A 22,705-nucleotide genomic window follows, 5' to 3' on the forward strand; every position below is an offset into this window, starting at 1 on the left:
GTGTATAAGAGACAGGCCGAGGAGCCCGTCGAGCTCACGGCGTCCATGGCCAGGCCCAGGTCCTTGTTCATCAGCGCGGTCGCGAAACCCGGCTTGAAGTCGTTGTTGGCCGGCGAGGTCGGCACCGGGCCGGGCACCGGGCAGTTGGTGTGCACGGCCCAGCAGTTGCCGGTCGCGCCGGTGATGACGTCAAACAAAGACTGCGCGGACAGCCCGAGCTTCTCGGCCAGGACGAACGCCTCGCCGATGGCGATCTGCTGCACCGCCAGCACCATGTTGTTGCACACCTTGGCGGCCTGCCCGGCGCCGGCGGCGCCGCAGTGAATCACCTTGCCCGCCATGGGTTCCAGCACCGGCCGGGCGCGCTCCAGGGCCTCCGCATCGCCGCCCACCATGAACGCCAGCGTGCCGGCGACCGCGCCCTTCACCCCGCCGGAGACGGGCGCGTCCAGCTGCGCCATGCCGTGCCCGGTGGCCAGCGCGTGCACCTCGCGGGCGTCGTTGACCGAGATCGTCGAGCTGTCGATGAACAGCGCGCCCGCCCGCGCGGCGGGCAGCACCTCGGCGTAGCAACGCTTGACGATGTCGCCGCTGGGCAGCATGGTGATCACCACGTCGGCGTCGGCCACCGCGTCGGCGGCGGTGTCGAATCCGGTGACGCCGGTCTCGACCGCCGCGGACAACGCCACCGGAACGGGGTCGTACCCGCGCACCGCATGCTTGACCGCGACCAGGTTCGTCGCCATCGGGCCGCCCATGTGGCCCAGGCCCAGGAAGGCCACCGTCAGGTGCTCGGTCATCTGACCGCCTTTCTACGCGCTCGCGCGCACTCGCGAGGCCTCGGCGCGGCCGATGACCACCCGCATGATCTCGTTGGTCCCTTCCAGGATGCGGTGCACCCGCAGATCGCGAACGATCTTCTCGAGACCGTACTCGCGCAGGTAGCCGTAGCCGCCGTGCAGCTGCAGGGCCTTGTCGGCCACCTCGAAGCAGGTGTCGGTGACGTAGCGCTTGGCCATCGCGCACAGCTCGACCTTGTCCGGATCGTCGTTGTCCAGCGCATCCGCGGCCCGCCACAACATCATTCGCGACGTCTGAAGCCCGGTGGCCATGTCGGCCAGGGTGAACCGGACGGTGGGCTCGTCGAGCAGGGACTTGCCGAACGCCGCGCGTTCACGCACGTAGGCGCCCGCCTTGTCGAAGGCGGATTGCGCGCCGCCCAGCGAGCACGCCGCGATGTTGAGCCGGCCGCCGTTGAGGCCGTTCATCGCGATGCCGAAGCCGGCGCCCTCGCCGTCGGCGCCGCCCAGCATGGCCTCGGCCGGCACCCGCACCCCCTCGAGGATCACCTGCGCGGTCGGCTGGGCGTGCCAGCCCATCTTCTCCTCGAGCGCGCCGAAACTCAGCCCCTTGGCGCCCTTTTCGATGACGAAGGCCGAGATGCCGCGCGGGCCGTCACCGCCCGTCCTGGCCATCACCACGTAGACATCCGATGCCCCGGCGCCGGAGATGAACTGCTTGACGCCGTCGAGGACGTAGTCGCCGCCCTCGCGGACGGCGCGGGTGCTCAACGCGCTGGCATCCGACCCGGCGCCCGGCTCGGTGAGGCAGTAGCTGGCGATGGCGTCCATCGCGGCCAGCCGCGGCACCCAGGCCTTGCGCTGTTCGGCGGTGCCGAAGCTGTCGATCATCCACGCGCACATGTTGTGGATGGACAGGAAGGCGGCGGTGACCGGGTCGGCGATGGCCAGCTGCTCGAAGATGCGGACGCCGTCGAGCCGGCGCAGCCCGCTGCCGCCGACGTCCTCGCGGCAATAGATGGCGGCCATGCCGAGCTCGGCGGACTCGCGCAGCACGTCGGTCGGAAAGTGCTTGGTCGCGTCCCAATCCAGCGCGTGCGGGGCGATTCGTTTGGCGGCGAACGCGGCAGCCGTCTCGGTGATGACCCGCTCGTCGTCGTTCAGAGTGAACATGGCGCCTAATCCATTGTCGGGATCACGAATTCGGCGCCGTCCTTGATGCCGGACGGCCACCGCGACGTGACGGTCTTGACCTTGGTGTAGAACTGGATCGACGCGGGGCCGTGCTGGTTGAGATCGCCGAAACCGGAGCGCTTCCAGCCGCCGAAGGTGTGGTAGGCCACCGGAACCGGGATCGGGACGTTCACGCCGACCATGCCCACCTGCACCCGGGACACGAAGTCGCGGGCGGCGTCGCCGTCGCGGGTGAACACCGCCACGCCGTTGCCGTACTCGTGCTCCGACGGCAGTCGCAGCGCCTCTTCGTAATCGTGGGCGCGCACGATGCACAGCACCGGGCCGAAGATCTCGTCGGTGTAGATCGACATGTCGGGGGTGACGTGGTCGAAAAGCGTTGGGCCGATGAAGAATCCACCCTCGAGGCTGGCGTCCCCGTACGCGAGGTCGTCACTGGACCGCTCGCGGCCGTCGATCACCAATTCGGCGCCCGCCTCCACGCCCTGGCCGATGTAGTCGCGCACCCGCGCCAGCGCGGCATCGGTCACCAGCGGGCCGTAGTCGGCCTTCGGGTCCAGGCTGTGGCCGACGCGCAGGTTGTTGATCCGGTCGATCAGCCGGGCGCGCAGCCGGTTCGCGGTCTGCTCGCCGACCGGCACCGCCACGCTGATCGCCATGCAGCGTTCGCCGGCGCTGCCGTAACCGGCGCCGATCAGCGCGTCGACGGCCTGGTCGAGGTCCGCGTCGGGCATCACGATCATGTGGTTCTTGGCGCCGCCGAAACACTGCGCGCGCTTGCCGGTCGCCGCGGCGGTCGAATAGATGTACTGGGCGATGTCGGAGCTGCCGACGAAACCCACCGCCTGGATGTTCCGGTGGTGCAGGATGGCGTCGACGGCCTCCTTGTCGCCGTGGACGACCTGGAAGACGCCGGGCGGCAGGCCGGCCTCTCCGAACAGCTCGGCCAGTCGCACCGGGACCGACGGGTCGCGCTCGCTGGGCTTGAGCACGAACGCGTTGCCGCAGGCCAGCGCCGGTCCGGCCTTCCACAGCGGGATCATGGCCGGGAAGTTGAACGGGGTGATGCCCGCGACCACCCCCAGCGGCTGGCGCAGCGAGTAGACGTCGATGCCGGGACCCGCGCCCTCGGTGTACTCGCCCTTGAGCAGGTGCGGGATGCCGATGGCGAACTCGATGACCTCGATCCCGCGCTGGATGTCGCCGCGCGCGTCGGCCAGCGTCTTGCCGTGCTCGAGGGACAGCAATTCGGCGAGCTCGTCCATGTGGTCGTTGACCAGCTCGATGAAGCGCATCATCACGCGGGCGCGGCGCTGCGGATTCCATGCCGCCCAACCCTTTTGGGCCTCGACGGCCGAGGCCACCGCGGCGTCGACGTCGGCTTGGCCGGCCATCGGCACCTGCGCCTGCACCTCCCCGGTGCTGGGGTTGAAGACGTCGGCGGTGCGGGCGGACTGGCCGGGGGTGCGCTGCCCATCGATGAAGTGGGAGATCTGTGTGGTCATGGTGTCCTCGGGTTCGTGCGCGCAGGAGAGGCGGATACTTGGATATCCTAGTAACTGCCGCCGGGCGTCGCAAGGACGGGTGGCCAGGGGGCGCGCGTAGCCTTCAGGCGTATGCACACCATCGAGGCGGATTACCTGGTGGTCGGCGCGGGCGCCATGGGCATGGCGTTCGTCGACACGCTGGTGACCGAGACGGACGCCCGCGTGGTGTTGGTCGACCGCCACCACCAGCCGGGCGGCCACTGGACCATGGCCTACCCCTTCGTCCGGCTGCACCAGCCCTCGGCGTTCTACGGCGTCAACTCGCTGCCGCTGGGCCGCGACTCGATCGACCAAATCGGCTGGAACCAAGGGCTTTACGAGCTGGCGACGGCCGGCGAGGTGTGCGCCTACTACGACCACGTGCTGCGCCAGCAGCTGCTGCCCAGCGGGCGGCTCAGCTACTTCCCGATGAGCGAATACCTCGGCCAGGACGACGGTAAAGGCCGCTTCACCACGCTCGCCGGTGCCGAGTACACGGTCGACGCGCGCCGCACCGTCGACGCCACCTACATGCGGGTGACGGTGCCCGCCATGCGCCCGCCGCCGTATGAGGTGGCCGACGGCGTCAGCTGCGTGTCGCCCAACGAGCTGCCGAGGCTGGGCCCGCATCGGCGCTACGTGATCGTCGGGGCCGGCAAGACCGGCATCGACACCTGCCTGTGGCTGCTCGGCCAGGGCGTCGCGCCGGACCGGCTGACCTGGATCATGCCCCGCGACTCGTGGCTGCTGGACCGCGCCGCCATGCAGCCCGGGGCGTTGTTCGCCGACCAAATCAAGGCCAGCTTCATCGCGCAGCTGCGCGCCATCAGCGACGCCGTGTCGGTCGACGACCTGTTCTCGCGCCTCGAGGAATCCGGCGGCCTGTTGCGGCTAGATCCCGCGGTCCGGCCGACCATGTATCGCTGCGCCACCGTCACCCGGCTCGAGCTCGAGCAACTGCAGCGCATTCGCGACGTGGTGCGGATGGGCCACCTGCTGCGCGTCGAGGCGGACCGGATGGTGCTCGACGGCGGCGTCCTGGCCCGCGACGGACGCGCGCTGTACATCGACTGCACCGCCGACGGCGCCGAAAAGCGGCCCGCCACGCCCATTTTCGATGCCGGCCGGATCACGCTGCAAAGCGTGCGCGGATGCCAACAGATCTTCAGCGCCGCGCTGACCGCCCACGTCGAGGCCGCCTACGCCGACGACGAGGTGAAAAACGAGCTGTGCGTGCCGTTGCCGCATCCCGACACCGACACCGACTACCTGCGACTGGCGCAGGCCGACTACGCCAACCAGCTGCGCTGGCTCGACGACCCGGACTTGACCGCCTGGATGTCCGGGGCGCGCCTGGACCTGTTCGGCCACCTGATCGGCCACCTGCTGCCGCCTGCGTCGGCCAAGCCGCGGGTGCGTGAGCGCCTCCTGGGCATCGCCAAGTCGGTGTTCGCGGCGACCGCCAGCAAACTCGACGAACTGCTGAGTGAACAAACCTCACTGGCCGCACCGTGATTCCGGTGTAACCCGGCTCGATATTCATCGGGTGGAGGAGGCACGTGGCGGCACAAAGCGAACCCGTCAAACGGCCGCTGCGGGCGGTGCCCGACAGCGGATTTGACGCCGGCTATCCCGACTGGGAGGCCGTTTACACCGACAACGCGTCCTGGGTGTACCGCACGCTGTACGCCCGGGTGGGCAACCGGGCCGACGCCGAGGACCTCACCGCGGAGGTCTTCCTGGCCGCGCTGCGGCCGCTGCGGCTGACCGCGAGCGTCGGCGAGGTGCGTGCGTACCTGCGCGTCACCGCGCGCACGGTGCTGGCCGCGCATTGGCGGGAGACCCTGGGTCGGGAGATAACCTCGATCGACGACATCGAGCAACCACCGGACAGCGAGGAGGCGATCAGCACGGCGCCGCAGCGTGTCGCCCAGGTTCTGGACAACCTGCCGGACCGGTACCGGCAGATCCTGGAACTGCGCTTCCTGCAAGGTCATTCGATCAAGGACTCCGCCGCGCGCCTGGGCGTCAGCGTCGCCAACGCCAAGGTGCTCCAGCACCGCGCTCTGCGCCTGGCGGCGCAGGTCAACGATGGGGGCCCGTCATGAACGCGCGAGGACTGCGCCGGTACGTCGACGACCTGCTGCGGGGCCGGCGGCCCAGGCCGTTCGCCCCCGACGATTTCGAGGCGGCGCAGCTGCGCACGGCGATCGAATTGCGCGCGGCCGGGCGCCGCGGCGAGACCCCGCGCCCGGAATTCCTCGACGACCTGCATCGCCGCCTCGCCGAGCAGCTGTCCGACGCCCCGCCGGAAGCGGCGCGCACGCACAGCAGCACGCGCCGGCAGGTCATCGTCGGCACCTCGGCCGCCGCGGCCGCCGCGGTCACCGCGGTGTCCATAGACCGGGCCGTGCTCGCCGGTGAGCCCACCGCGGTCCCCGCCGCCGACAACGCGCCGCTCACGCCCAACGCCGGAACCTGGCAGCGGGTGGCGGCCAGCTCGCAGGTGCCCGACGGGGTCATGCACCCCTTCGACCTCGGGTCGGTCAGCGGGTTCGTCCGCCGCGTCGACGGCAAGCCGCAGGCCGTGTCCGGGGTGTGCACCCACCAGGGCTGCCGGCTGTGGTTCGACGCGCCCGACGACACGTTGCGCTGCCCCTGTCATTCGACATCCTTCGCTCCCAGCGGGCAGGTGCTCACCCATCAGCTACCGATCGCCCCAAAGCCGTTGCCCCCCTTGCTGGTCCGCGAGGTCGACGGCAACATCGAGGTGTTCGCGCCCGCCCGGCCCGACCAGCCCGCCTGAGCGGTGTAACCCGCCGCCCTATTCCTGGGCATGACGCTTGCAAAACATTCGGCGGTCGCGCTGGCCGCCGCCGCGCTGCTGGCGGGTTGCTCGGCCGCGCGGCCCGCCACCGGCTCCAGCCCCACCATGTCCATGGGTTCGATGTCGGCGTCCGCGCCGGCCGCCCCGGTGAGCGGCAACCAGGTCAACATCGACGGCTTCGCGTTCGCGCCCACCACGCTGACCGTCCCGGTGGGCACCACCGTCACGTGGACCAACCGCGACGAAGAGCCGCACACGGTGGCCGCCAGCGACGGGTCGTTCCACTCGCCGGGGATGGGGACGGGGGCCACCTTCACCCACACCTTCACCGACGCCGGGACGTTCGACTACGTCTGTTCCATCCACCCGATGATGCGCGGGACGGTGGTGGTGACGCGATGAACCCGAACATGAGCCGCCGCCAGCTGATGCGGCACACGGCGTGGTTCGGGGCGGCGGTCGGGTTCGCCGTCGTCGGCGGCGAGGTGATCTCGCATGTCGCCGGCGCATCGGCCGCCGAGCACGCGCACGCGCGGCCCAGCCTGCGATTCGCACAGGTCAGTGACAGCCACATCGGGTTCACCGGCGCGCCCAACCCGGACGTCACCGGGACGTTCGGCCACGCGATCGACCAGATCAACAACCTCGGCTACACACCGGATTTCGTGGTGCACACCGGTGACCTCACACACCTGTCCAGCCCCGAGCAGTTCGACCAGGCGAAGCAGATGATGAGTGCCTTGAAGACGCCGCACGTGTTCACCGTGCCCGGGGAGCACGATTCGGTCGACGACGCGGGGCAGAAATACCGGAGCGCCTTCGGTGCGGGCTCGGTCGGCGATGGCTGGTACAGCTTCGACATCGCAGGCGTTCACGTGATCGCACTGGTCAACACGTTGAACCTGCGCAAGCTCGGGCATCTGGGCACCGATCAGCTGGAGTTCGTGCAGAAGGACGTCGCGCGGCTGTCGAGCGACACCCCGATCATCGTGTTCAGCCACATCCCGCTGTTCGCGATGTACCCCGACTGGGGGTGGGGCACCGACGACGCGACCCAGGCCCTGTCCTACCTGCGCCGGTTCTCCTCGGTCACCTGCCTCAACGGGCATGTGCACCAACTGTTTTCCAAGACCGAGGGCAACGTGACGTTCTACAGCGGGACCACGACCGCGTACCCGCTGCCGCGACCCGGCGACGGCCCGGCGCCCAAGCCGGTCACCCTGCCCGCCGGCAAGCTTCGCGACGCGCTCGGCGTCCGCGAGGTGAGCTACACCCAGGGCGAAACCACCCTGGCGCTGAAAGAACGGACGTTGCAATGACTCTGCTGATCCGCATCGGCCTGGCCGCGTCACTGGCGGTCGGCGGCGCCTGCCACGCCTATCTGTATGTCCATGGCTACCGCCACATCCCGGACATCGGCGCCGCCTTCCTGGTCCAGGCCAGCGCGTCGTTCGCCATCGCGCTGCTGGTGCTGGTCGGCGGGCCCGCGTGGCTGCGCTGGGCCGGCGCGGCCCTGGCGGGCGGCTCGCTGGTCGCGTTCGCGTTATCGAGAACCGTTGGGCTGAACGGCTTTTTGGAGCGGGGCTGGGAACCCGCGCCGTACGCCGCGCTCAGCGTGGGAGCGGAGGCGCTGACCGTGCTGCTGTGGGCGTTGTCGGTGAAGTGGCGGCCGCTGGCTAGGCGGTATCCGGAACCTCCGGAGTTGGCTTCGGCGTAGCCCGGTCCGCCGCGACGGCATCGGGGGGCGCCTCGGCCTCGGAGAGCTCGGCGTTGGCGCCGGACCACTTCCGCTTGAGGCGCGATTTGAGCCGCTGCGCCGGCTTCTCCACCAGGAACCAGCTTCCCGCGGCCAGCGGCAGGGTGGCGGCCGTCGAAATCACGAAGTAGATCAACGGATTCAGCCAGATCAACCCGCAGATGGCCAGCAGCTGCTGGGTGGGGAACGCGTAGATGTACACGCCGTAGGACAGGTCGGTGCGCAGCCGCAGCCGCCGGTGCTTGAGCAGGATGCCGGAGACCACCACCGCGTACGCCAGCGGCAGGGCGCCGACCACGCGGTAGTCGGGCAGCTGGCTGGACGCCAGCACGATCACCACGCTGACCGCGACGAGCGACCAACGGGCCGGAATCACGTCCTTCCATTGGTACAGCAGGGCGCCGGCCGAAAACGTAAGGGCGGAGCGGACAGCGAGCTGGGGGATGGTCCACACCCCGGGGTAGGTGAGCGGCGGCAACACCAGCGCGCCCAGCGTCGCCAGTATCAGGATCGCGGGCGACACCCAGCGGCGGTTGGCCAGGCCGACCAGGCCGATGATGGCAACGATGATGTAGCACATGAATTCCCAGATGAGGGACCACAGCGAAGCGTTCCATCCGCCCGCGTCGGGGATCCCCTTCGGGGTGTCGCCGACGAAGTGATGCAGGTAGATCAAGGCGCTGTTTTTCCAGATGTACTCGAGCGGCGCGCTGGAGAACAGCAGTTTCGTGGGCGACCCACCCTGGATCGCCACGCTGATCGGGGCGAAGGCTAACGCGGTGACGAGCAGGCAGACGTAGAAGCCGGGAAAAATGCGCAGGGCGCGGGCCGTGAAATAGTCACGGGCCCGCGGGTCGTTGAGCCAGCTCGCCGTGATCAGGAAGCCCGAGATCGCGAAGAAGCCGTCGACGCCCACGGAGAACAACAGCTGGAGCGTCGGCGCCGGTGGCATGCGGCCCGTCACCGGGAAGGAGTGCCACAAGATGACCTCGGCCGCCAGGCCTAGCCGAAAAGCGTTCAGCGCGTTCCTTCGCGGATCGAACACCTGCCCGAGGTTCATCGGTCTCCACCCCTCGTCCGCCGCCAAAGCTGTCCGCGGCATCCTATGCCACGCCGCCCAGGGGCGTTCGGCTTTTCGGCCGTTCGGCGACTAGTGCGCCATACCTCGGAAGTCCGGCGGCAGCACGACCAGCGGCTGCTTCCCCGCGCCGGACCGCTTCGGTGCGAAGCGGTGTTTGAGCGATCGCGCGGGCTTTTCGACCAGGAACCAGCTCGCGAAGGCGAGCGGCACGGTGGCGACCGACACCACGCTGAAGATCAGCAGTCTGTTCGTGTTGAAAAGCCCGGAAACGGCCAGCAACTGCTGAACCGGATACGCGTAGATGTACATGCCGTACGAGATGTCCGTCCGCAGCCGCAGGCGCCGGTGTTGCAGTAGCGTGCCCGAGACCACGATGGCGTAGGCCAGCGGAACGGCGGCGATCACCCGGTAATCCGGCAACCGGCCCGCCAGGATGACGACGACAACGCTGACCGCGACGAGCGACCAGCGGGCGGGAATGGCGTCTCGCCATTGGTACAGCAGCGCCCCGGCCGAAAACATGATCGCGGTGCGGCAGGCCAGGAAGATCAGCGCGGTGCGCGCGTCGCCGCCGGGGTGATGCAAGACCTCGGGAAAGGTGATGGCCGGCATCAGCAGCGCACCGACGGTCGCCAGCGCCAGTATCGCGGGGGAGACCCATCGGCGGCTGGCCAGTCCCACCACGCCGATCACCCCGACGATCAGGTAACACATCACCTCCCAGATGAGCGACCACAGGGAGGCGTCCCAGTCGCCGGCATCGGGAATTCCGGTCGGTGTGCCGCCGACATCGAATTTCACGAACGCCACCGCCGCGTTCTTGAGGACGTATTCGAGCGGCGCGCCGGAAAGGATGAGTTGAACGGGCGAACCGCCCCGGATCGCCACGCCGACGGGGGCGATGAGGAACGCGGTGACGAGCAGGCAGACGTAAAACCCGGGCAGGATACGCAGGGCCCGGGCCACGAAATAGTCGCGGACGTTTGGGTTGTTCAACCAGCTCGCGGTGATGAGGAAGCCGGAGATCGCGAAGAAGCCGTCAACCCCTATCGAAAAAAAAGTTGGAGGAACGTCCTGTTTGACGGGATGGGGCCGTTGAGCGAAAAGACGTGCCAAAAGATGACTTCGCCCGCCAGCGCCAGCCGCCACGCGTTTAGTGCATTGTTTCGCGGATCGAACACTTGCCCGAGTTTCATCCGCCTGCCTTTCGTCGGCACACGTTGTAACGGCGCCATCCTAACCAGACAGAACAGCAGAAAGGTAGGCCTAATGTGCCCCGAACAAACCCGGCGTAGCGAACGGCCGGCAGATCCATACCCCGCGAAATCTTCCGCCGTCGAGGCGCGCCCGCGTTATTGGGCGTCGAATTTGCGGCGCAAACCCTCGACGAACGCCTGGGTATCGGCCCAACCAGGCAATAGGCCGGCGGCGCGCACCTCTTCGAAAGTCGGGGCCGCGGCGTCGCGGGCGGAAAGCGTCGGTGGTGCGCCGTCGACCAGCGGCCATTCGATGCCCAGCGCCGGATCGGTCGGGCAAATGGTGTGCTCGCGCCCGGGGCTGTATTCGGCCGAGCACAGATACATCACCGTGGAATTGTCCTGCAGGGCGAGAAAGCCGTGCGCCAGGCCTTCGGAGATATAGATCGATTTGTGCTCCAGGTCGTCGAGCAACACGGAGTCCCACTGGCCGAAGGTGGGCGAGCCTTCGCGGATGTCGACCACCACATCGAATACCGAACCCGACACGCAGGTCACGTACTTGGCCTGGCTCGGCGGAAGTTGGGCGAAATGCAGGCCCCGCAGCACGCCGGCCGACGACACCGAGCAATTGGCTTGCGCGACGTCGAAGCGGTGACCCGCGAATGCGGTGAAGTCGTGATCGGTCAGCCACTCGAACAACAGGCCGCGAGAGTCGCCGTGCAGGGTCGGGGTGATCTCCCACGTCCCCGGTATGTCGAGCTCACGAACTTTCATCTCACTGACCACGTCCTTCGTAGCGGGCTTCCGCGGCGTCCTTCAAAGGGCGCCACCAGGATTCGTTGGCACGATACCAATCGATGGTTGAGCTCAACCCCTCCTCGAAATCGGTATGCTTTGGCGCCCAACAGAGTTCGTCGTACAACGTCGAGGGGTCGATCGCGTAGCGCAGGTCGTGGCCGACCCGGTCGGTCACGTGGTCGAAGTCGTCGGGGTCGCGGCCCATCATCTTCAGCAGTGTGCGCAGCACGGTCAGGTTGTCGCGCTCGCCCTCGGAGCTGATCAGGTACGTCCGGCCGATCTCGCCCTGTTCCAGGATGCGCCGCACGGCGCTGTTGTGGTCGTCGACGTGGATCCAGTCGCGGACGTTGGCGCCGCTGCCGTACAGCTTGGGCCGCCGGCCGGTGAGGATGTTGGTGATCTGTCGCGGGATGAACTTCTCCACGTGCTGATACGGCCCGTAATTGTTGGAGCAGTTCGAGATCGTGGCCCGCACGCCATACGAGCGTACCCACGCCCGCACCAGCATGTCGGCGCCGGCCTTGGTCGCCGAGTACGGGCTCGAGGGGTTGTAGGGCGTCGACTCGGTGAACCGGTGGGGGTCGTCGAGCTCCAGGTCGCCGTAGACCTCGTCGGTCGAAATGTGGTGCAGCCGCACGCCGTGGCGCCGCACCGCCTCCAGGATGGTGAACGTGCCGACCACGTTGGTGTGCAGGAAGGGCCCCGGGTCGTCCAGCGCGTTGTCCACGTGGCTCTCCGCGGCGAAGTGCACCACCGCGTCGGACTCGGCGACCAGCTTCGAGACCAGCTCGGCGTCGCAGATGTCGCCCACCACCAGGCGGATGGCGTCCTCGACGTCGGCCAGCGACTCGCGCCGGCCGGCGTAGGTCATGGCGTCGAGCACGGTCACCGAGTCCTCGGGGTGCTCGCGCACGGTGCTGTGCACGAAATTCGCGCCGATGAACCCAGCGCCGCCGGTGACCAGTAACCGCATGGTGCAAACCCTAACCGAGCGGCTCGATCAGCTTGTGCGAGTCAGCCCCAGCGGTCCGGCCAATTCGCTCAGCGCCGAAATCACCGCGTCGTCGCCGGCGGCGTCCAGCACCTGGACGGCGACGTGGTCGGCCCCGGCGTCGCAGTGTTCGCGCAGCCGTTGCGCGATGGCCTCCGGGGTGCCGTAGGCGACCACCGCGTCGATCAGCTTGTCGCTGCCCGGCTTGCGGACGTCGGCCTCGCTGAAGCCGAGCCGCAGCCAGTTGTTCACGTAGTTGCTCAGGTCCAGGTAGAAGTCGGCGTACCGGCGGCCGACCGCGCGGGCCTCCTCCGGGTCGGTGGTGAGCACCACCTTGTGTTCCGGCGCCAGGAACACGGAGTTGCCGACCAGTTCGCGGGCCTTCGCGGTGTGTTCCGGGGTGGTCAGGTAAGGGTGCGCGCCGGCGCTGCGCCGCGCGGCCAACTGCAACACGCGCGGCCCGAGCGCCGCGAGCACCCGGCGGCTGGTCGGCACCATCGCCGCGTCGAGCTCGTCGAGGTAGGAGACCAGCGCGTCGTACGGCTTGACGTACTCCTGGGTGTGCTCGGGATGCCCGACGCCCACCCCCAGCAAAAACCTTCCGGGATAAGCGCTTTCGATGCGCTTGAAGGACTCGGCGACGGCCTGCGCGGGCGCGGTCCAGATGTTGACGATCCCGGTGGCCAGTTGCAGCGACGTCGTCCGCTCCAGGGCCGGTTCGACCCAGGACAGGTCGGCGTCCGGGGAACCGCCGACCCAGGCGGCGCCGTAGCCCAGCGACTCGATCCGCTCGGCCAGTTCGGGGGTGATGGAGCGCCCCGGCAGCCATACGCCGAATTGGCCCAGGTCGGGTTTCAGTGCTGCGGCGCCGGTCATCTACGTCCCCCTTATGCGTTCAATCCGAGCGGCCCCGCCAATTCGGCCAGCGCCGAGACAAGGTTGTCATCCTTCGTCAGCACCTGCACGGGCACGTGGTCGGCGCCGGCGTCGAGGTGCTCCTTCAGCCTGGCCGCGATGGCCTCGGGGGTGCCGTAGGCCACCACCGCGTCCACCAGGCGGTCGCTGCCCGGTTTGGTGACTTCCTCGTCGGTGAAGCCGAGCCGCTTCCAGCTGTTGCGGTAGTTGGCGAGCTGGAAATAGATGTCGAGCGCCCGCCGGCCGACCGCGCGCGCCTTCTCGGCGTCGGTGGTCAGCACCGCCTTGTGCTCGGGCGCCAGGAACGCCGACGGGCCGATCAGCTCGCGGGCGTGCGCGGTGTGCTCGGGGGTGGTGAGGTACGGGTGGGCCCCGGCGGCGCGCTCGGCCGACAGCTTGAGGACGCGCGGGCCCAGCGCGGCCACCACGCGGCGGTTGGCGGGCACCCCGTAGTCGTCGAGCTGCTGCAGGTACTCCGTCAGCGCGTCGTAGGGCTTGCGGTACTCGGTGTGCGCCTCGGGATGGCCGACGCCGATGCCGAGCAGGAACCGGCCCGGATAGGCCTTGTCGATGCGGTGGAACGATTCGGCCACCGGCTTGGCGGGTGCGGTCCAGATGTTGACGATGCCCGTGGCCACCTGCAGGGTGGTCGTCGCCTCGAGGATGGGCTCGACCCAGGCCAGCTCGGCCGGCGGTGAACCGCCCACCCAGACGGCCCCGTAGCCCAGGGCTTCGATGTCTTTGGCTTGTTGGGGCGTGACGCCGCGTCCGAACGATCCGAACCGGCCAAGATTGGGCTTGCTCGCTGCATCGGTCATGGTCGTTCCCAACCCGCCGGCGCAGGCCGCTATTCCGGGTCCAGCGAACTCGCGTCGGGGGGCGGCGGCTCCAGCGGCAGCAGCACGATGAACCGGGTGTCGCCGGGGACCGATTCCACCCGCAGGTCGCCGCGATGTTTCTTCACGACGATGTTGAACGCCAGATCGAGCCCCAGGCCGGTGCCCTGGCCGAAGGGCTTGGTGGTGAAGAACGGCTCGAAGATGTGCTCGCGGACGTCCTCGGGCACCCCCGGACCGGTGTCGCAGATCTCGACGCGGACCATGCTCTCGCCTTCGCGGCAGGTGCGGATGGTCAGCGTGCCGCCCGCATCACCCATCGCGGCGATCGCGTTGTCGATGATGTTGGTCCACACCTGATTGAGATCGCCTGGGTAGCAAGGGATTTCGGGAATCGATTTGTCGAAGTCCTTGGCCACCTGCACGGCGGCGTCGCGGCCCAGCCGGTCGGCGAACATCACCAGCGTGCTGCGCAGCAGATCGTGGATGTCGGCCACCTGGAAGGGGGCCCGGTCCATCTGCGAATACTGCTTGGCGTCGGCGACCAGGGCCGAAATCCGTTTGCTCGCTTCCAGGATCTGGTTCAGCAGCAGCTCGCCCTCGACGGTGTAGGTCAGCCAGCGGATGGCTTTCTCCAGCGACGTCGACGCGCCGAGCTCCTCGGTGGCCGCGGCGATGCGTTCCAGCCAATCGGTGTCGATGCCGCCCTCGACGAAGGTCGGGGCGATGTCCCAGCCGCCCTCGATGTCGTGTTCCTCGAGCCATTCGCCGACGGCGTCCTCCAGGTCGGCCGTCTCGATCGCGGTCAGGTTCGTCGACGCCGACTTGGCGACCTGGGCCGCGACCTCCTCCTGCAGGCGCACCAGCGCGCGCAGCGCCTCCGGGCTGACGGTGCCGTCGGCGAGCATCGCGAGCTTCTGGCGCATGCCGGCGACTCGCTGCCGCAGCTCCGACGCGGCGCGCACGGTGGCCGCGGCCGGATTGTTCAGCTGGTGGGTCAGCCCGGCCGACAGCCGGCCCAGCGCCAGCAGCTTCTCCCGGTTGTCGATGATCCGGCGGGTGCGGTCGGTGCCGACGGCGATGCCGTCGAGCAGGTGCACCGCCATTGGGAACTGGTCCTTCATGAACTGGGCGAACACCGGCGCGTCCATCACGAAGAACCGGGAGGGCTTGGTCACGTGCACCGAGGCGTCGTAGCTCTTCTGTTTGCCGCCGGTGAACGCCCGCCAGGCCCCGCAGTAGACGCCGCGCTGCGAGGTGCGGTTGGTTTCGATGTCCTGGCCGCCGGACAGCTTCGACATGGTCAGCTCGCCCTCGATCAGGACGTAGAAGCAGGTCGCCGGCTCACCCTCGACGCAGATGGGTCCCGGCTCGTAGTTCTCGATGTGCCCGTTGCTGCACAGCACCGCCAGCTGCTCGTCGCTGAGCGCCTCGAAGAGGAACAGGCTGCGCAGCTCGTCGGGCTCGCACGGGGTCTTGGCGGTCACGATTCGGCCAGGTAGCGGTGCACCAGCATGACGGCCATCGACCCCTCGCCGACCGCGGCCGCGACGCGCTTGGCGGACTCGGCGCGCACGTCGCCGGTGGCGAACACCCCCGGCACGCTGGTCTCGAGGTGGTGCGGCGGGCGGTCCAGCGTCCAGCCGCACACGTTGCGCAGGTCCGGTCCGGTGAGCACGAAGCCGTGGTCGTCGCGGGCGAGCACCCCGTCCAGCCACTCGGTGCGCGGGGCGGCGCCGATGAAGATGAACATCCGCGCGCAGGTGACGTCCTCGGTCTCCCCGGTCCGGTTGTCGACCAGGGTCAGCCGCTCCAGGTGGTCCGCTCCGACGGCGCGGCGCACCTCGGTGCAGGTGCGCACGGTGATGTTGGGCCGCTGCTCGATCTGCTGGATCAGGTAGTAGGACATCGAGGCGTCCAGCGACGGCGCGCGCACCACGATGGTCACCGACTTGGCCTCGCGGGACAGGTACATCGCGGCCTGGCCGGCGGAGTTGGCCCCGCCGACGACGTAGACCTCCTCGCCCGCGCATTCCGACGCGATGGAGACCGCCGCGCCGTAGTAGACGCCCTTGCCGGTCAGCTCGCCACAGCCTTCCGCCGGGAGCTGGCGGTAGGCGACGCCGGTGGCCAGGATGACGGCGTGCGCGTCGATGGAGCCGCCGTCGGCGAACCGCACGGTGCGCTTGGGGCCGTTGACCTCCAGCGCGGTGGCGGTGCGGGCGGTGATCAGCTCGGCGCCGAACTTCTCGGCCTGCCGGCGGGCGCGGTCGGCCAGCTGGCCGCCGGACACCCCGTCGGGGAAGCCGAGGTAGTTCTCGATCCGCGAGCTCTGGCCCGCCTGGCCGCCGGTCGCGGTGCGCTCGATGAGCACCGTGCGCAGCCCCTCGGACGCGCCGTAGACCGCGGCGGCCAGGCCGGCCGGGCCGCCGCCGATGACGATCAGGTCGTAGAACTCCTGCGACGGCGTGGTGGTCAGGCCCAGGGTGTCGGCCAGCTGCGCGTCGGTGGGCTCGACCAGGGTGTCGCCGCGCTCGGTGACGACGACGGGCAGACGCAGGCCGTCCTCGCCGGCGGCCGTGAGCAGCCGCTCGCCGTCGGGCTCGTCCGCCATGAACCAGGAGTAGTGCAGGCCGTTGCGGGCCAGGAAGTCGCGCACCTGCCAGGACCGCTCCGACCAGCGGTGCCCGATCACCTTGGTGTGCGGGATCGGGTGCTCGGGGGACGCCCGCCAGGCGTCCAGCAGCCCGTCGATGACGGGGTAGAACTTCTCCTGCGGCGGATCCCACGGCTTGAGCAGGTAGTGGTCGAGGTCGACGACGTTGATCGCGTCGATGGCGGCGTGGGTGTCGGCGTAGGCGGTGAGCAGCACGCGGCGAGCCGCCGGGTACAGGTCCATCGCCCGCTCGAGGAATTCGATGCCGCTCATCTGCGGCATCCGGTAGTCGGCGATCAGCACCGCGACCGTCTCACCGCGCAGCTTGAGCTCCTTGAGCGTCTCCAGCGCGTCGGGGCCCGACTCGGCGCGCACGATCCGGTGCCGGTCGCCGTACTGGCGGCGCAGATCGCGGGCGACCGCGCGGGAGACCGAGGGATCGTCGTCGACGGTCAGCAGGACCGGCTTGCGAGGCTGGGTGGATGGTTCTGCGGGACTCGCGGGACTCGTCATCGGATTCAAGTATGCCCTCGTCAGGGCCCTGACGGCAGGTCGAGGCGGCGCGTTGCCGGCCCGGCGGATTACGCTGCTGGCGATTTTGGGTCAGGCGCCTGACCAGGTATCGTGGGACAACGGTGCGTCATCCGCGCCGACTTTTTGCGTGCCCTGTCCTAGGAATTCCTGGAATTTCCTGCCCTTGGCTCACGTTTCTAGTCGGGCGAATGCTGCGCCGATATGGGCGCACTCAAGGATACGAAACCAAAGACGAGGATTGCTGAAGATATATGGCCAAGAAGGACGGTGCCATAGAGGTCGAGGGCCGCGTGGTCGAGCCCCTGCCCAATGCGATGTTCCGCATTGAGCTGGAGAACGGACACAAGGTGCTCGCCCACATCAGCGGCAAGATGCGGCAGCACTACATCCGCATCCTGCCCGAGGACCGGGTGGTGGTGGAGCTGTCTCCGTACGACCTGTCCCGGGGCCGCATCGTGTACCGGTACAAGTAAGCCCGACCAGACAACGAGAAGAACAGGATCGAACAGCCGTGAAGGTGAACCCGAGCGTCAAGCCAATCTGTGACAAGTGCAGGGTGATCCGTCGGCATGGGCGGGTCATGGTGATCTGCTCCGATCCGCGCCACAAGCAGCGTCAGGGCTGACCCGAAGCGCTTGCCACACAACTGAATGCAGACCTCCCAGCACCACTGAGCGGATAGGCCGTTCATCACGCCCGGAACGGAGGCCGGGCCCCGCCCCAAACTTTGGAGCGGGAACGGGCTGGGATCAGACCTCCGCATAGAAAAAGAGGAAACGCCACCTATGGCTCGACTAGTAGGCGTCGATCTCCCGCGCGACAAGCGGATGGAGATCGCGCTGACGTACATCTTCGGCGTCGGCCGCACCCGGTCGAACGAGATCCTGGCAGCGACGGGGATCGACAAGGACCTGCGCACCAGGGACCTGACCGACGACCAGCTGACCCACTTGCGTGACTACATCGAAGCGAACCTCAAGGTTGAGGGCGACCTGCGCCGCGAGGTGCAGGCCGACATTCGCCGCAAGATCGAGATCGGCTGCTACCAGGGCCTGCGGCACCGCCGCGGCCTGCCGGTGCGCGGCCAGCGGACCAAGACCAATGCGCGCACCCGCAAGGGCCCGAAGCGCACCATCGCCGGCAAGAAGAAGGCCAGGTAATCGCCCATGCCACCAGCCAAGAAGGCAGCCTCTGCGCCCAAGAAGGGGCAGAAGACCCGCAAGCGGGAAAAGAAGAACATCCCGCACGGCGCCGCCCACATCAAGAGCACGTTCAACAACACGATCGTGAGCATCACCGACCCCCAGGGCAACGTCATCGCCTGGGCGTCGTCGGGTCACGTCGGCTTCAAGGGTTCGAGGAAGTCGACCCCGTTCGCCGCGCAGCTCGCCGCCGAGAACGCCGCGCGCAAGGCGCAGGAGCACGGTGTGCGCAAGGTCGACGTGTTCGTGAAGGGCCCGGGTTCGGGCCGGGAGACGGCGATCCGCTCGCTGCAGGCCGCGGGCCTCGAGGTCGGCGCGATCTCCGACGTCACCCCGCAGCCCCACAACGGCTGCCGTCCGCCGAAGCGCAGAAGGGTCTAGGAACAAGGATCATGGCTCGTTACACCGGACCCATCACCCGCAAGTCGCGCCGGCTGCGCACCGACCTCGTCGGTGGCGACCAGGCGTTCGAGAAGCGCCCCTACCCGCCCGGCCAGCACGGCCGCGCGCGGATCAAGGAGAGCGAATACCTGCTGCAGCTGCAGGAGAAGCAGAAGGCCCGTTTCACCTACGGCGTCATGGAAAAGCAGTTCCGCCGCTACTACGAAGAGGCCAACCGCGTCTCCGGCAAGACCGGTGAGAACCTGCTGCGCATCCTGGAAAGCCGGCTGGACAACGTCATCTACCGCGCCGGGCTCGCCCGCACGCGCCGGATGGCCCGCCAGCTGGTCAGCCACGGCCACTTCAGCGTCAACGGCGTGCACGTCAACGTGCCCAGCTACCGGGTGTCGCAGTACGACATCATCGACGTGCGCGAGGGCTCGCTGAACACCGTGCCGTTCCAGATCGCGCGGGAGACGGCGGGCGACCGCCCGATCCCGAGCTGGCTGCAGGTGGTCGGGGAGCGCCAGCGCATCCTGATCCACCAGCTGCCCGAGCGGGCGCAGATCGACGTGCCGCTCACCGAGCAGCTGATCGTCGAGTTCTACTCGAAGTAAGACTCCCCGCGCTGAACCCGGCGCAGGGCTGCGACGATCGCAAGCGCGGTGAAGCCGGGCGCGGCGGGTCGGAGCGGACAACACAGTCGGCATCAAATAGCGGGTGCCGAGAAGGAGAAGAAGAAACACCATGCTGATCTCTCAGCGACCCACCCTGTCGGAGGAAGTCCTCACCGACAACCGCTCGCAGTTCGTCATCGAGCCCCTGGAGCCCGGATTCGGTTACACCCTGGGCAATTCGCTGCGGCGCACGCTGCTGTCGTCGATTCCCGGCGCGGCCGTCACCAGCATCCGCATCGACGGCGTGCTGCACGAGTTCACCACCGTCGCCGGGGTGAAGGAAGACGTCACCGCGATCATCCTGAACCTCAAGGGCCTGGTGGTGTCCTCGGAGGAGGACGAGCCGGTCACCATGTACCTGCGCAAGCAGGGCCCGGGCGCGGTCACCGCGGGTGACATCGTGCCGCCCGCCGGTGTGACGGTGCACAACCCCGACATGCACATCGCCACGCTGAACGACAAGGGCAAGCTCGAGGTCGAGCTGGTCGTCGAGCGGGGCCGCGGCTACGTGCCGGCGGTGCAGAACCGCGCCTCGGGTGCCGAAATCGGCCGCATCCCGGTCGATTCCATCTACTCGCCGGTGCTCAAGGTCACCTACAAGGTCGACGCGACCCGTGTCGAGCAGCGCACCGACTTCGACAAGCTGATCCTGGACGTCGAGACCAAGAGCTCCATCACCCCGCGCGACGCGCTGGCGTCGGCCGGTAAGACCCTGGTCGAATTGTTCGGTCTGGCACGCGAACTCAACGTCGAGGCCGAGGGCATCGAGATCGGGCCGTCGCCGGCTGAGGCCGACCACATCGCCTCGTTCGCGCTGCCCATCGACGACCTGGACCTGACGGTGCGGTCGTACAACTGCCTCAAGCGCGAGGGTGTGCACACCGTCGGCGAGCTGGTCAGCCGCACCGAGTCCGACCTGCTGGACATCCGCAACTTCGGTCAGAAGTCCATCGACGAGGTGAAGGTCAAGCTGCACCAGCTGGGTCTGTCGCTCAAGGACAGCCCGCCGAGCTTCGACCCGTCGCAGGTGGCCGGGTACGACGTGGCCACCGGCACCTGGTCCACCGAGGGCGCCTACGACGACCAGGACTACGCGGAAACCGAACAGCTTTAATCAGTCCGGTGACGATGCGGCCGTGCAGCGGCCGCTGAGGAACCGGACACAACTAAAGACGTCCGTCCCGGCCCTACCTGATACGGGGGTCGGCCCCACTTAGGAGATAGTGCAATGCCCAAGCCCACCAAGGGTCCTCGCCTCGGCGGGTCGTCTTCGCACCAGAAGGCGCTGCTGGCCAACCTGGCCACGTCGCTGTTCGAGCACAACCAGATCAAGACGACCGAGCCGAAGGCGCGCGCGTTGCGGCCGTATGCCGAAAAGCTGATCACGCACGCGAAAAAGGGCACGCTGCACAATCGTCGTGAGGTTCTCAAGAAGATCCGCGACAAGGACGTCGTGCACAAGCTGTTCGAGGAGATCGGGCCGTTCTTCGCCGACCGCAACGGCGGCTACACCCGCATCATCAAGGTGGAGCCGCGCAAGGGCGACAACGCCCCGATGGCGGTGATCCAGCTGGTGCTGGAGAAGACGGTGACCTCGGAGGCCGAACGGGCGCGCCGGACCAAGACGCCCAAGAAGGCGCCGGTTGCGGCGGCGGCGGCACCTCAGGCGGCGGTCGAGCCTTCCGAAGCCGTCGGCCCGACGGCCGAGGAGGCGACCGAGACCGAGGCCAAGGAGACGCCGGAGGCTTCGGAGTCCACCGAGGCTTCGGAGGCGACCGAGGCCGAGGCCGCCGCCGAGGAAAAGCACGACGAGGCCATCGAGGCACGCGCCGAGGCGGAGAAGGCCGAAGAGGCCGACGAGGCTGACGAGAGTTAACGATCACGTCCGTCTGCGGCTCGACATCGCCTATGACGGAACGGAATTCGCGGGCTGGGCCGCTCAGGCCGGCCAGCGCACCGTGGCCGGGATTCTCGACGAGGCGCTGACCACCCTGTTCCGCACGCCGGTTCGGCTGCGCGCCGCCGGGCGCACCGACACCGGTGTGCACGCCACCGGGCAGGTGGCCCACCTCGACGTGCCGCTGGACGCGCTGCCGAACGCCTATCCGCGCTCGCCGCTCGGCGAGCCGGAGTTCCGGCCGCTGGTGCGCCGGCTCGGCCGGTTCCTGCCTACCGACGTCCGAGTGCTCGACATCGCCCGCGCCCCAGCGGGTTTCGACGCCCGGTTCTCGGCGCTGCGGCGCCACTACGTGTACCGGCTCTCCACGGCGCCCTACGGGGCGCAGCCGCAGCAGGCGCGCTACGTCACCGCGTGGCCGCGCCCGCTGGACGTCGACGCGATGGCCGCCGCGTCCCGAGAGCTGGTGGGGCTGCACGACTTCGCCGGGTTCTGCCGGCACCGACCCAACGCCACCACCATCCGCGACCTGCAGCGCTTCGACTGGGCGCGCGACGGCGACCTGATCACCGCGCACGTCACCGCCGACGCGTTCTGCTGGTCGATGGTGCGCTCACTGGTCGGGGCGCTGCTGGCCGTCGGCGAACACCGCCGACCGGCGTCGTGGTGTCGCGAATTGCTCAGCGCCACAAGCCGTTCCAGCGACTACGCGGCCGCGCCGGCGCACGGGCTGACGCTGGTGCGCGTCGACTATCCGCCGGACGACCAGCTGGAGGCGCGCAACCTGATCACCCGGGACCTGCGCACCCGCTAAACCTTGGCGGCGACGAAACGCGCGGCCTGGTTCGTCAGGCCCGGCACGTAGCTCAGGTGCGCCGCCCACTGGGTGCCGCCCGAGCAGATCGGATCGCCGGGGTTGCACAGGTCGATGGTCTTGCCGCCGAATTCCGGTGTCAGTGCGCTCATCAGCTGGCCGGCGCGGCCGGACGGATTGCCGAACAGCGCGACGGCGGCCACGTGATCGGCGGCCGCGGCCGGCAAAGGCTGGCGAAATCCCAGCCCGGACACCGGTGCGGCCGTGACGATGTCGACCACCGCGGCGCCCTGCGAGTAGCCGCCGAGCACCAGCTTGGTGTTGGGGCAGTTGCCGGCCATCTGCTGGATGTGATTGCTCGCGTCGTTGGCGCCGTCGGCGGCGGCCAGGAAGTCCTTGTTGGCCGGGTAGTTCACCCCATAGGAGCCAACGCTTTTGGAAGTCTGCTGGCGCAGCGCGTTGACGAACGCCCCGCCGACCTTGCCGACACCCGGCGGTTCGTCGGTGCCGCGGGCGAATACCACCTCAACGCCGGGGCACGAGGCGAACGCTTGCGGAAGCAGTTGCGGAGCAACCACTATCGCGCCTCCCGCGAGCAGTCCGGCGCCCAGCGTCAACGGA

General features: G+C 68.6%; 25 protein-coding genes and 1 pseudogene. 14 read left to right on the top strand and 12 right to left on the bottom strand.

Annotated elements, in window-relative coordinates:
* The 3 genes from mmsB to WU80_RS12305 form a co-directional block, all read right to left on the bottom strand.
* The coding region (mmsB, locus tag WU80_RS12295; protein ID WP_055405764.1) for a 3-hydroxyisobutyrate dehydrogenase at window positions 1-800 on the bottom strand (800 nt) is incomplete at its 3' end.
* Window positions 801-812: 12 nt separating this feature from the next.
* Window positions 813-1,973, bottom strand: coding sequence for an isobutyryl-CoA dehydrogenase (locus WU80_RS12300; RefSeq protein ID WP_055405467.1), 1,161 nt, complete (start codon window positions 1,971-1,973; stop codon window positions 813-815).
* Window positions 1,974-1,978: 5 nt separating this feature from the next.
* Window positions 1,979-3,499 carry a CoA-acylating methylmalonate-semialdehyde dehydrogenase gene (locus tag WU80_RS12305; protein WP_055405466.1) on the bottom strand — a complete coding sequence of 507 codons (1,521 nt, stop codon included), beginning with the start codon at window positions 3,497-3,499 and terminating at the stop codon, window positions 1,979-1,981.
* 111 nt (window positions 3,500-3,610) lie between these two features.
* Here WU80_RS12305 and WU80_RS12310 point away from each other — a divergent pair, with 111 nt between their 5' ends.
* The 6 genes from WU80_RS12310 to WU80_RS12335 are packed head-to-tail and all read left to right on the top strand — an operon-like array spanning window position 3,611 to window position 8,064.
* Window positions 3,611-5,035, top strand: coding sequence for an FAD/NAD(P)-binding protein (locus WU80_RS12310; RefSeq protein ID WP_055405465.1), 1,425 nt, complete (start codon window positions 3,611-3,613; stop codon window positions 5,033-5,035).
* A gap of 44 nt (window positions 5,036-5,079) precedes the next feature.
* Window positions 5,080-5,628: an RNA polymerase sigma factor gene (locus tag WU80_RS12315; RefSeq protein WP_055405464.1), complete on the top strand. Its 549-nt coding sequence runs from the start codon at window positions 5,080-5,082 to the stop codon at window positions 5,626-5,628.
* On the top strand, window positions 5,625-6,326 hold the full coding sequence (locus WU80_RS12320; RefSeq protein ID WP_055405463.1) for a Rieske (2Fe-2S) protein: 702 nt from the start codon (window positions 5,625-5,627) through the stop codon (window positions 6,324-6,326). The genes WU80_RS12315 and WU80_RS12320 overlap by 4 nt, the downstream gene beginning before the upstream one ends.
* A 30-nt stretch (window positions 6,327-6,356) precedes the next feature.
* On the top strand, window positions 6,357-6,749 hold the full coding sequence (locus WU80_RS12325; RefSeq protein WP_082460002.1) for a cupredoxin family copper-binding protein: 393 nt from the start codon (window positions 6,357-6,359) through the stop codon (window positions 6,747-6,749).
* Window positions 6,746-7,666: a metallophosphoesterase gene (locus tag WU80_RS12330; RefSeq protein ID WP_055405461.1), complete on the top strand. Its 921-nt coding sequence runs from the start codon at window positions 6,746-6,748 to the stop codon at window positions 7,664-7,666. The genes WU80_RS12325 and WU80_RS12330 overlap by 4 nt, the downstream gene beginning before the upstream one ends.
* Entirely contained in the window at window positions 7,663-8,064 is a 402-nt protein-coding gene (locus WU80_RS12335; protein WP_055405765.1) for a hypothetical protein, read from the top strand. Before WU80_RS12330 ends, WU80_RS12335 begins: the two co-directional genes overlap by 4 nt.
* Here WU80_RS12335 and WU80_RS12340 read toward each other — a convergent pair.
* The 8 genes and pseudogenes from WU80_RS12340 to WU80_RS12375 all read right to left on the bottom strand — a co-directional run bounded on the left by WU80_RS12340 (window position 8,024) and on the right by WU80_RS12375 (window position 17,092).
* Window positions 8,024-9,163: an acyltransferase gene (locus WU80_RS12340; protein WP_055403397.1), complete on the bottom strand. Its 1,140-nt coding sequence runs from the start codon at window positions 9,161-9,163 to the stop codon at window positions 8,024-8,026. The two genes, WU80_RS12335 and WU80_RS12340, sit on opposite strands and share 41 nt — an antisense overlap.
* Window positions 9,164-9,253: 90 nt before the next feature.
* Window positions 9,254-10,380, bottom strand: a pseudogene (locus tag WU80_RS12345) (acyltransferase family protein).
* A 156-nt stretch (window positions 10,381-10,536) separates the two neighbouring features.
* On the bottom strand, window positions 10,537-11,157 hold the full coding sequence (rfbC, locus tag WU80_RS12350; RefSeq protein ID WP_055403420.1) for a dTDP-4-dehydrorhamnose 3,5-epimerase: 621 nt from the start codon (window positions 11,155-11,157) through the stop codon (window positions 10,537-10,539).
* A gap of 1 nt (window position 11,158) precedes the next feature.
* The gene (gene rfbB, locus WU80_RS12355) at window positions 11,159-12,154 is read right to left on the bottom strand and encodes a dTDP-glucose 4,6-dehydratase (protein WP_055403398.1); all 996 of its coding nucleotides are present in this window, start codon (window positions 12,152-12,154) and stop codon (window positions 11,159-11,161) included.
* Between the two features lie 27 nt (window positions 12,155-12,181).
* Window positions 12,182-13,048, bottom strand: coding sequence for an LLM class F420-dependent oxidoreductase (locus WU80_RS12360; RefSeq protein ID WP_055403399.1), 867 nt, complete (start codon window positions 13,046-13,048; stop codon window positions 12,182-12,184).
* A gap of 11 nt (window positions 13,049-13,059) precedes the next feature.
* Window positions 13,060-13,905 (bottom strand): LLM class F420-dependent oxidoreductase, encoded by an 846-nt coding sequence (locus WU80_RS12365; protein WP_046182367.1) that lies wholly within the window; start codon window positions 13,903-13,905, stop codon window positions 13,060-13,062.
* 29 nt (window positions 13,906-13,934) lie between these two features.
* The gene (locus WU80_RS12370) at window positions 13,935-15,410 is read right to left on the bottom strand and encodes an ATP-binding protein (protein WP_055403400.1); all 1,476 of its coding nucleotides are present in this window, start codon (window positions 15,408-15,410) and stop codon (window positions 13,935-13,937) included.
* A complete protein-coding gene (locus WU80_RS12375) occupies window positions 15,407-17,092 on the bottom strand; it encodes an FAD-dependent oxidoreductase (RefSeq protein WP_055403421.1) in 1,686 nt (561 codons plus the stop codon). Before WU80_RS12375 ends, WU80_RS12370 begins: the two co-directional genes overlap by 4 nt.
* Before the next feature lie 272 nt (window positions 17,093-17,364).
* On the opposite strand from WU80_RS12375, the gene infA reads away from it, so the two are divergent.
* From infA to truA, 8 genes are all read left to right on the top strand, one after another.
* The gene (infA, locus tag WU80_RS12380) at window positions 17,365-17,586 is read left to right on the top strand and encodes a translation initiation factor IF-1 (protein WP_003418601.1); all 222 of its coding nucleotides are present in this window, start codon (window positions 17,365-17,367) and stop codon (window positions 17,584-17,586) included.
* A 38-nt stretch (window positions 17,587-17,624) separates the two neighbouring features.
* Window positions 17,625-17,738: a 50S ribosomal protein L36 gene (gene rpmJ / locus WU80_RS25415; RefSeq protein ID WP_003879483.1), complete on the top strand. Its 114-nt coding sequence runs from the start codon at window positions 17,625-17,627 to the stop codon at window positions 17,736-17,738.
* Window positions 17,739-17,898: 160 nt separating this feature from the next.
* On the top strand, window positions 17,899-18,273 hold the full coding sequence (gene rpsM, locus WU80_RS12385) for a 30S ribosomal protein S13 (protein ID WP_007167900.1): 375 nt from the start codon (window positions 17,899-17,901) through the stop codon (window positions 18,271-18,273).
* A gap of 6 nt (window positions 18,274-18,279) precedes the next feature.
* On the top strand, window positions 18,280-18,696 hold the full coding sequence (gene rpsK, locus WU80_RS12390) for a 30S ribosomal protein S11 (RefSeq protein ID WP_046182344.1): 417 nt from the start codon (window positions 18,280-18,282) through the stop codon (window positions 18,694-18,696).
* 11 nt (window positions 18,697-18,707) lie between these two features.
* Window positions 18,708-19,313: a 30S ribosomal protein S4 gene (rpsD, locus tag WU80_RS12395; RefSeq protein WP_055403401.1), complete on the top strand. Its 606-nt coding sequence runs from the start codon at window positions 18,708-18,710 to the stop codon at window positions 19,311-19,313.
* A 130-nt stretch (window positions 19,314-19,443) separates the two neighbouring features.
* Window positions 19,444-20,487, top strand: a complete 1,044-nt coding sequence (locus tag WU80_RS12400; RefSeq protein WP_055403402.1) for a DNA-directed RNA polymerase subunit alpha — start codon at window positions 19,444-19,446, stop codon at window positions 20,485-20,487.
* 114 nt (window positions 20,488-20,601) lie between these two features.
* Entirely contained in the window at window positions 20,602-21,249 is a 648-nt protein-coding gene (gene rplQ, locus WU80_RS12405; protein ID WP_055403403.1) for a 50S ribosomal protein L17, read from the top strand.
* Window positions 21,236-22,084, top strand: a complete 849-nt coding sequence (gene truA, locus WU80_RS12410) for a tRNA pseudouridine(38-40) synthase TruA (RefSeq protein ID WP_197281252.1) — start codon at window positions 21,236-21,238, stop codon at window positions 22,082-22,084. The genes rplQ and truA overlap by 14 nt, the downstream gene beginning before the upstream one ends.
* Here truA and WU80_RS12415 read toward each other — a convergent pair.
* Entirely contained in the window at window positions 22,081-22,701 is a 621-nt protein-coding gene (locus tag WU80_RS12415) for a cutinase family protein (protein WP_055403405.1), read from the bottom strand. The two genes, truA and WU80_RS12415, sit on opposite strands and share 4 nt — an antisense overlap.
* Window positions 22,702-22,705 lie beyond the last annotated feature (4 nt).

It is taken from the genome of Mycobacterium sp. UM_11, assembly GCF_001414075.1.
Lineage (GTDB): Bacteria > Actinomycetota > Actinomycetes > Mycobacteriales > Mycobacteriaceae > Mycobacterium.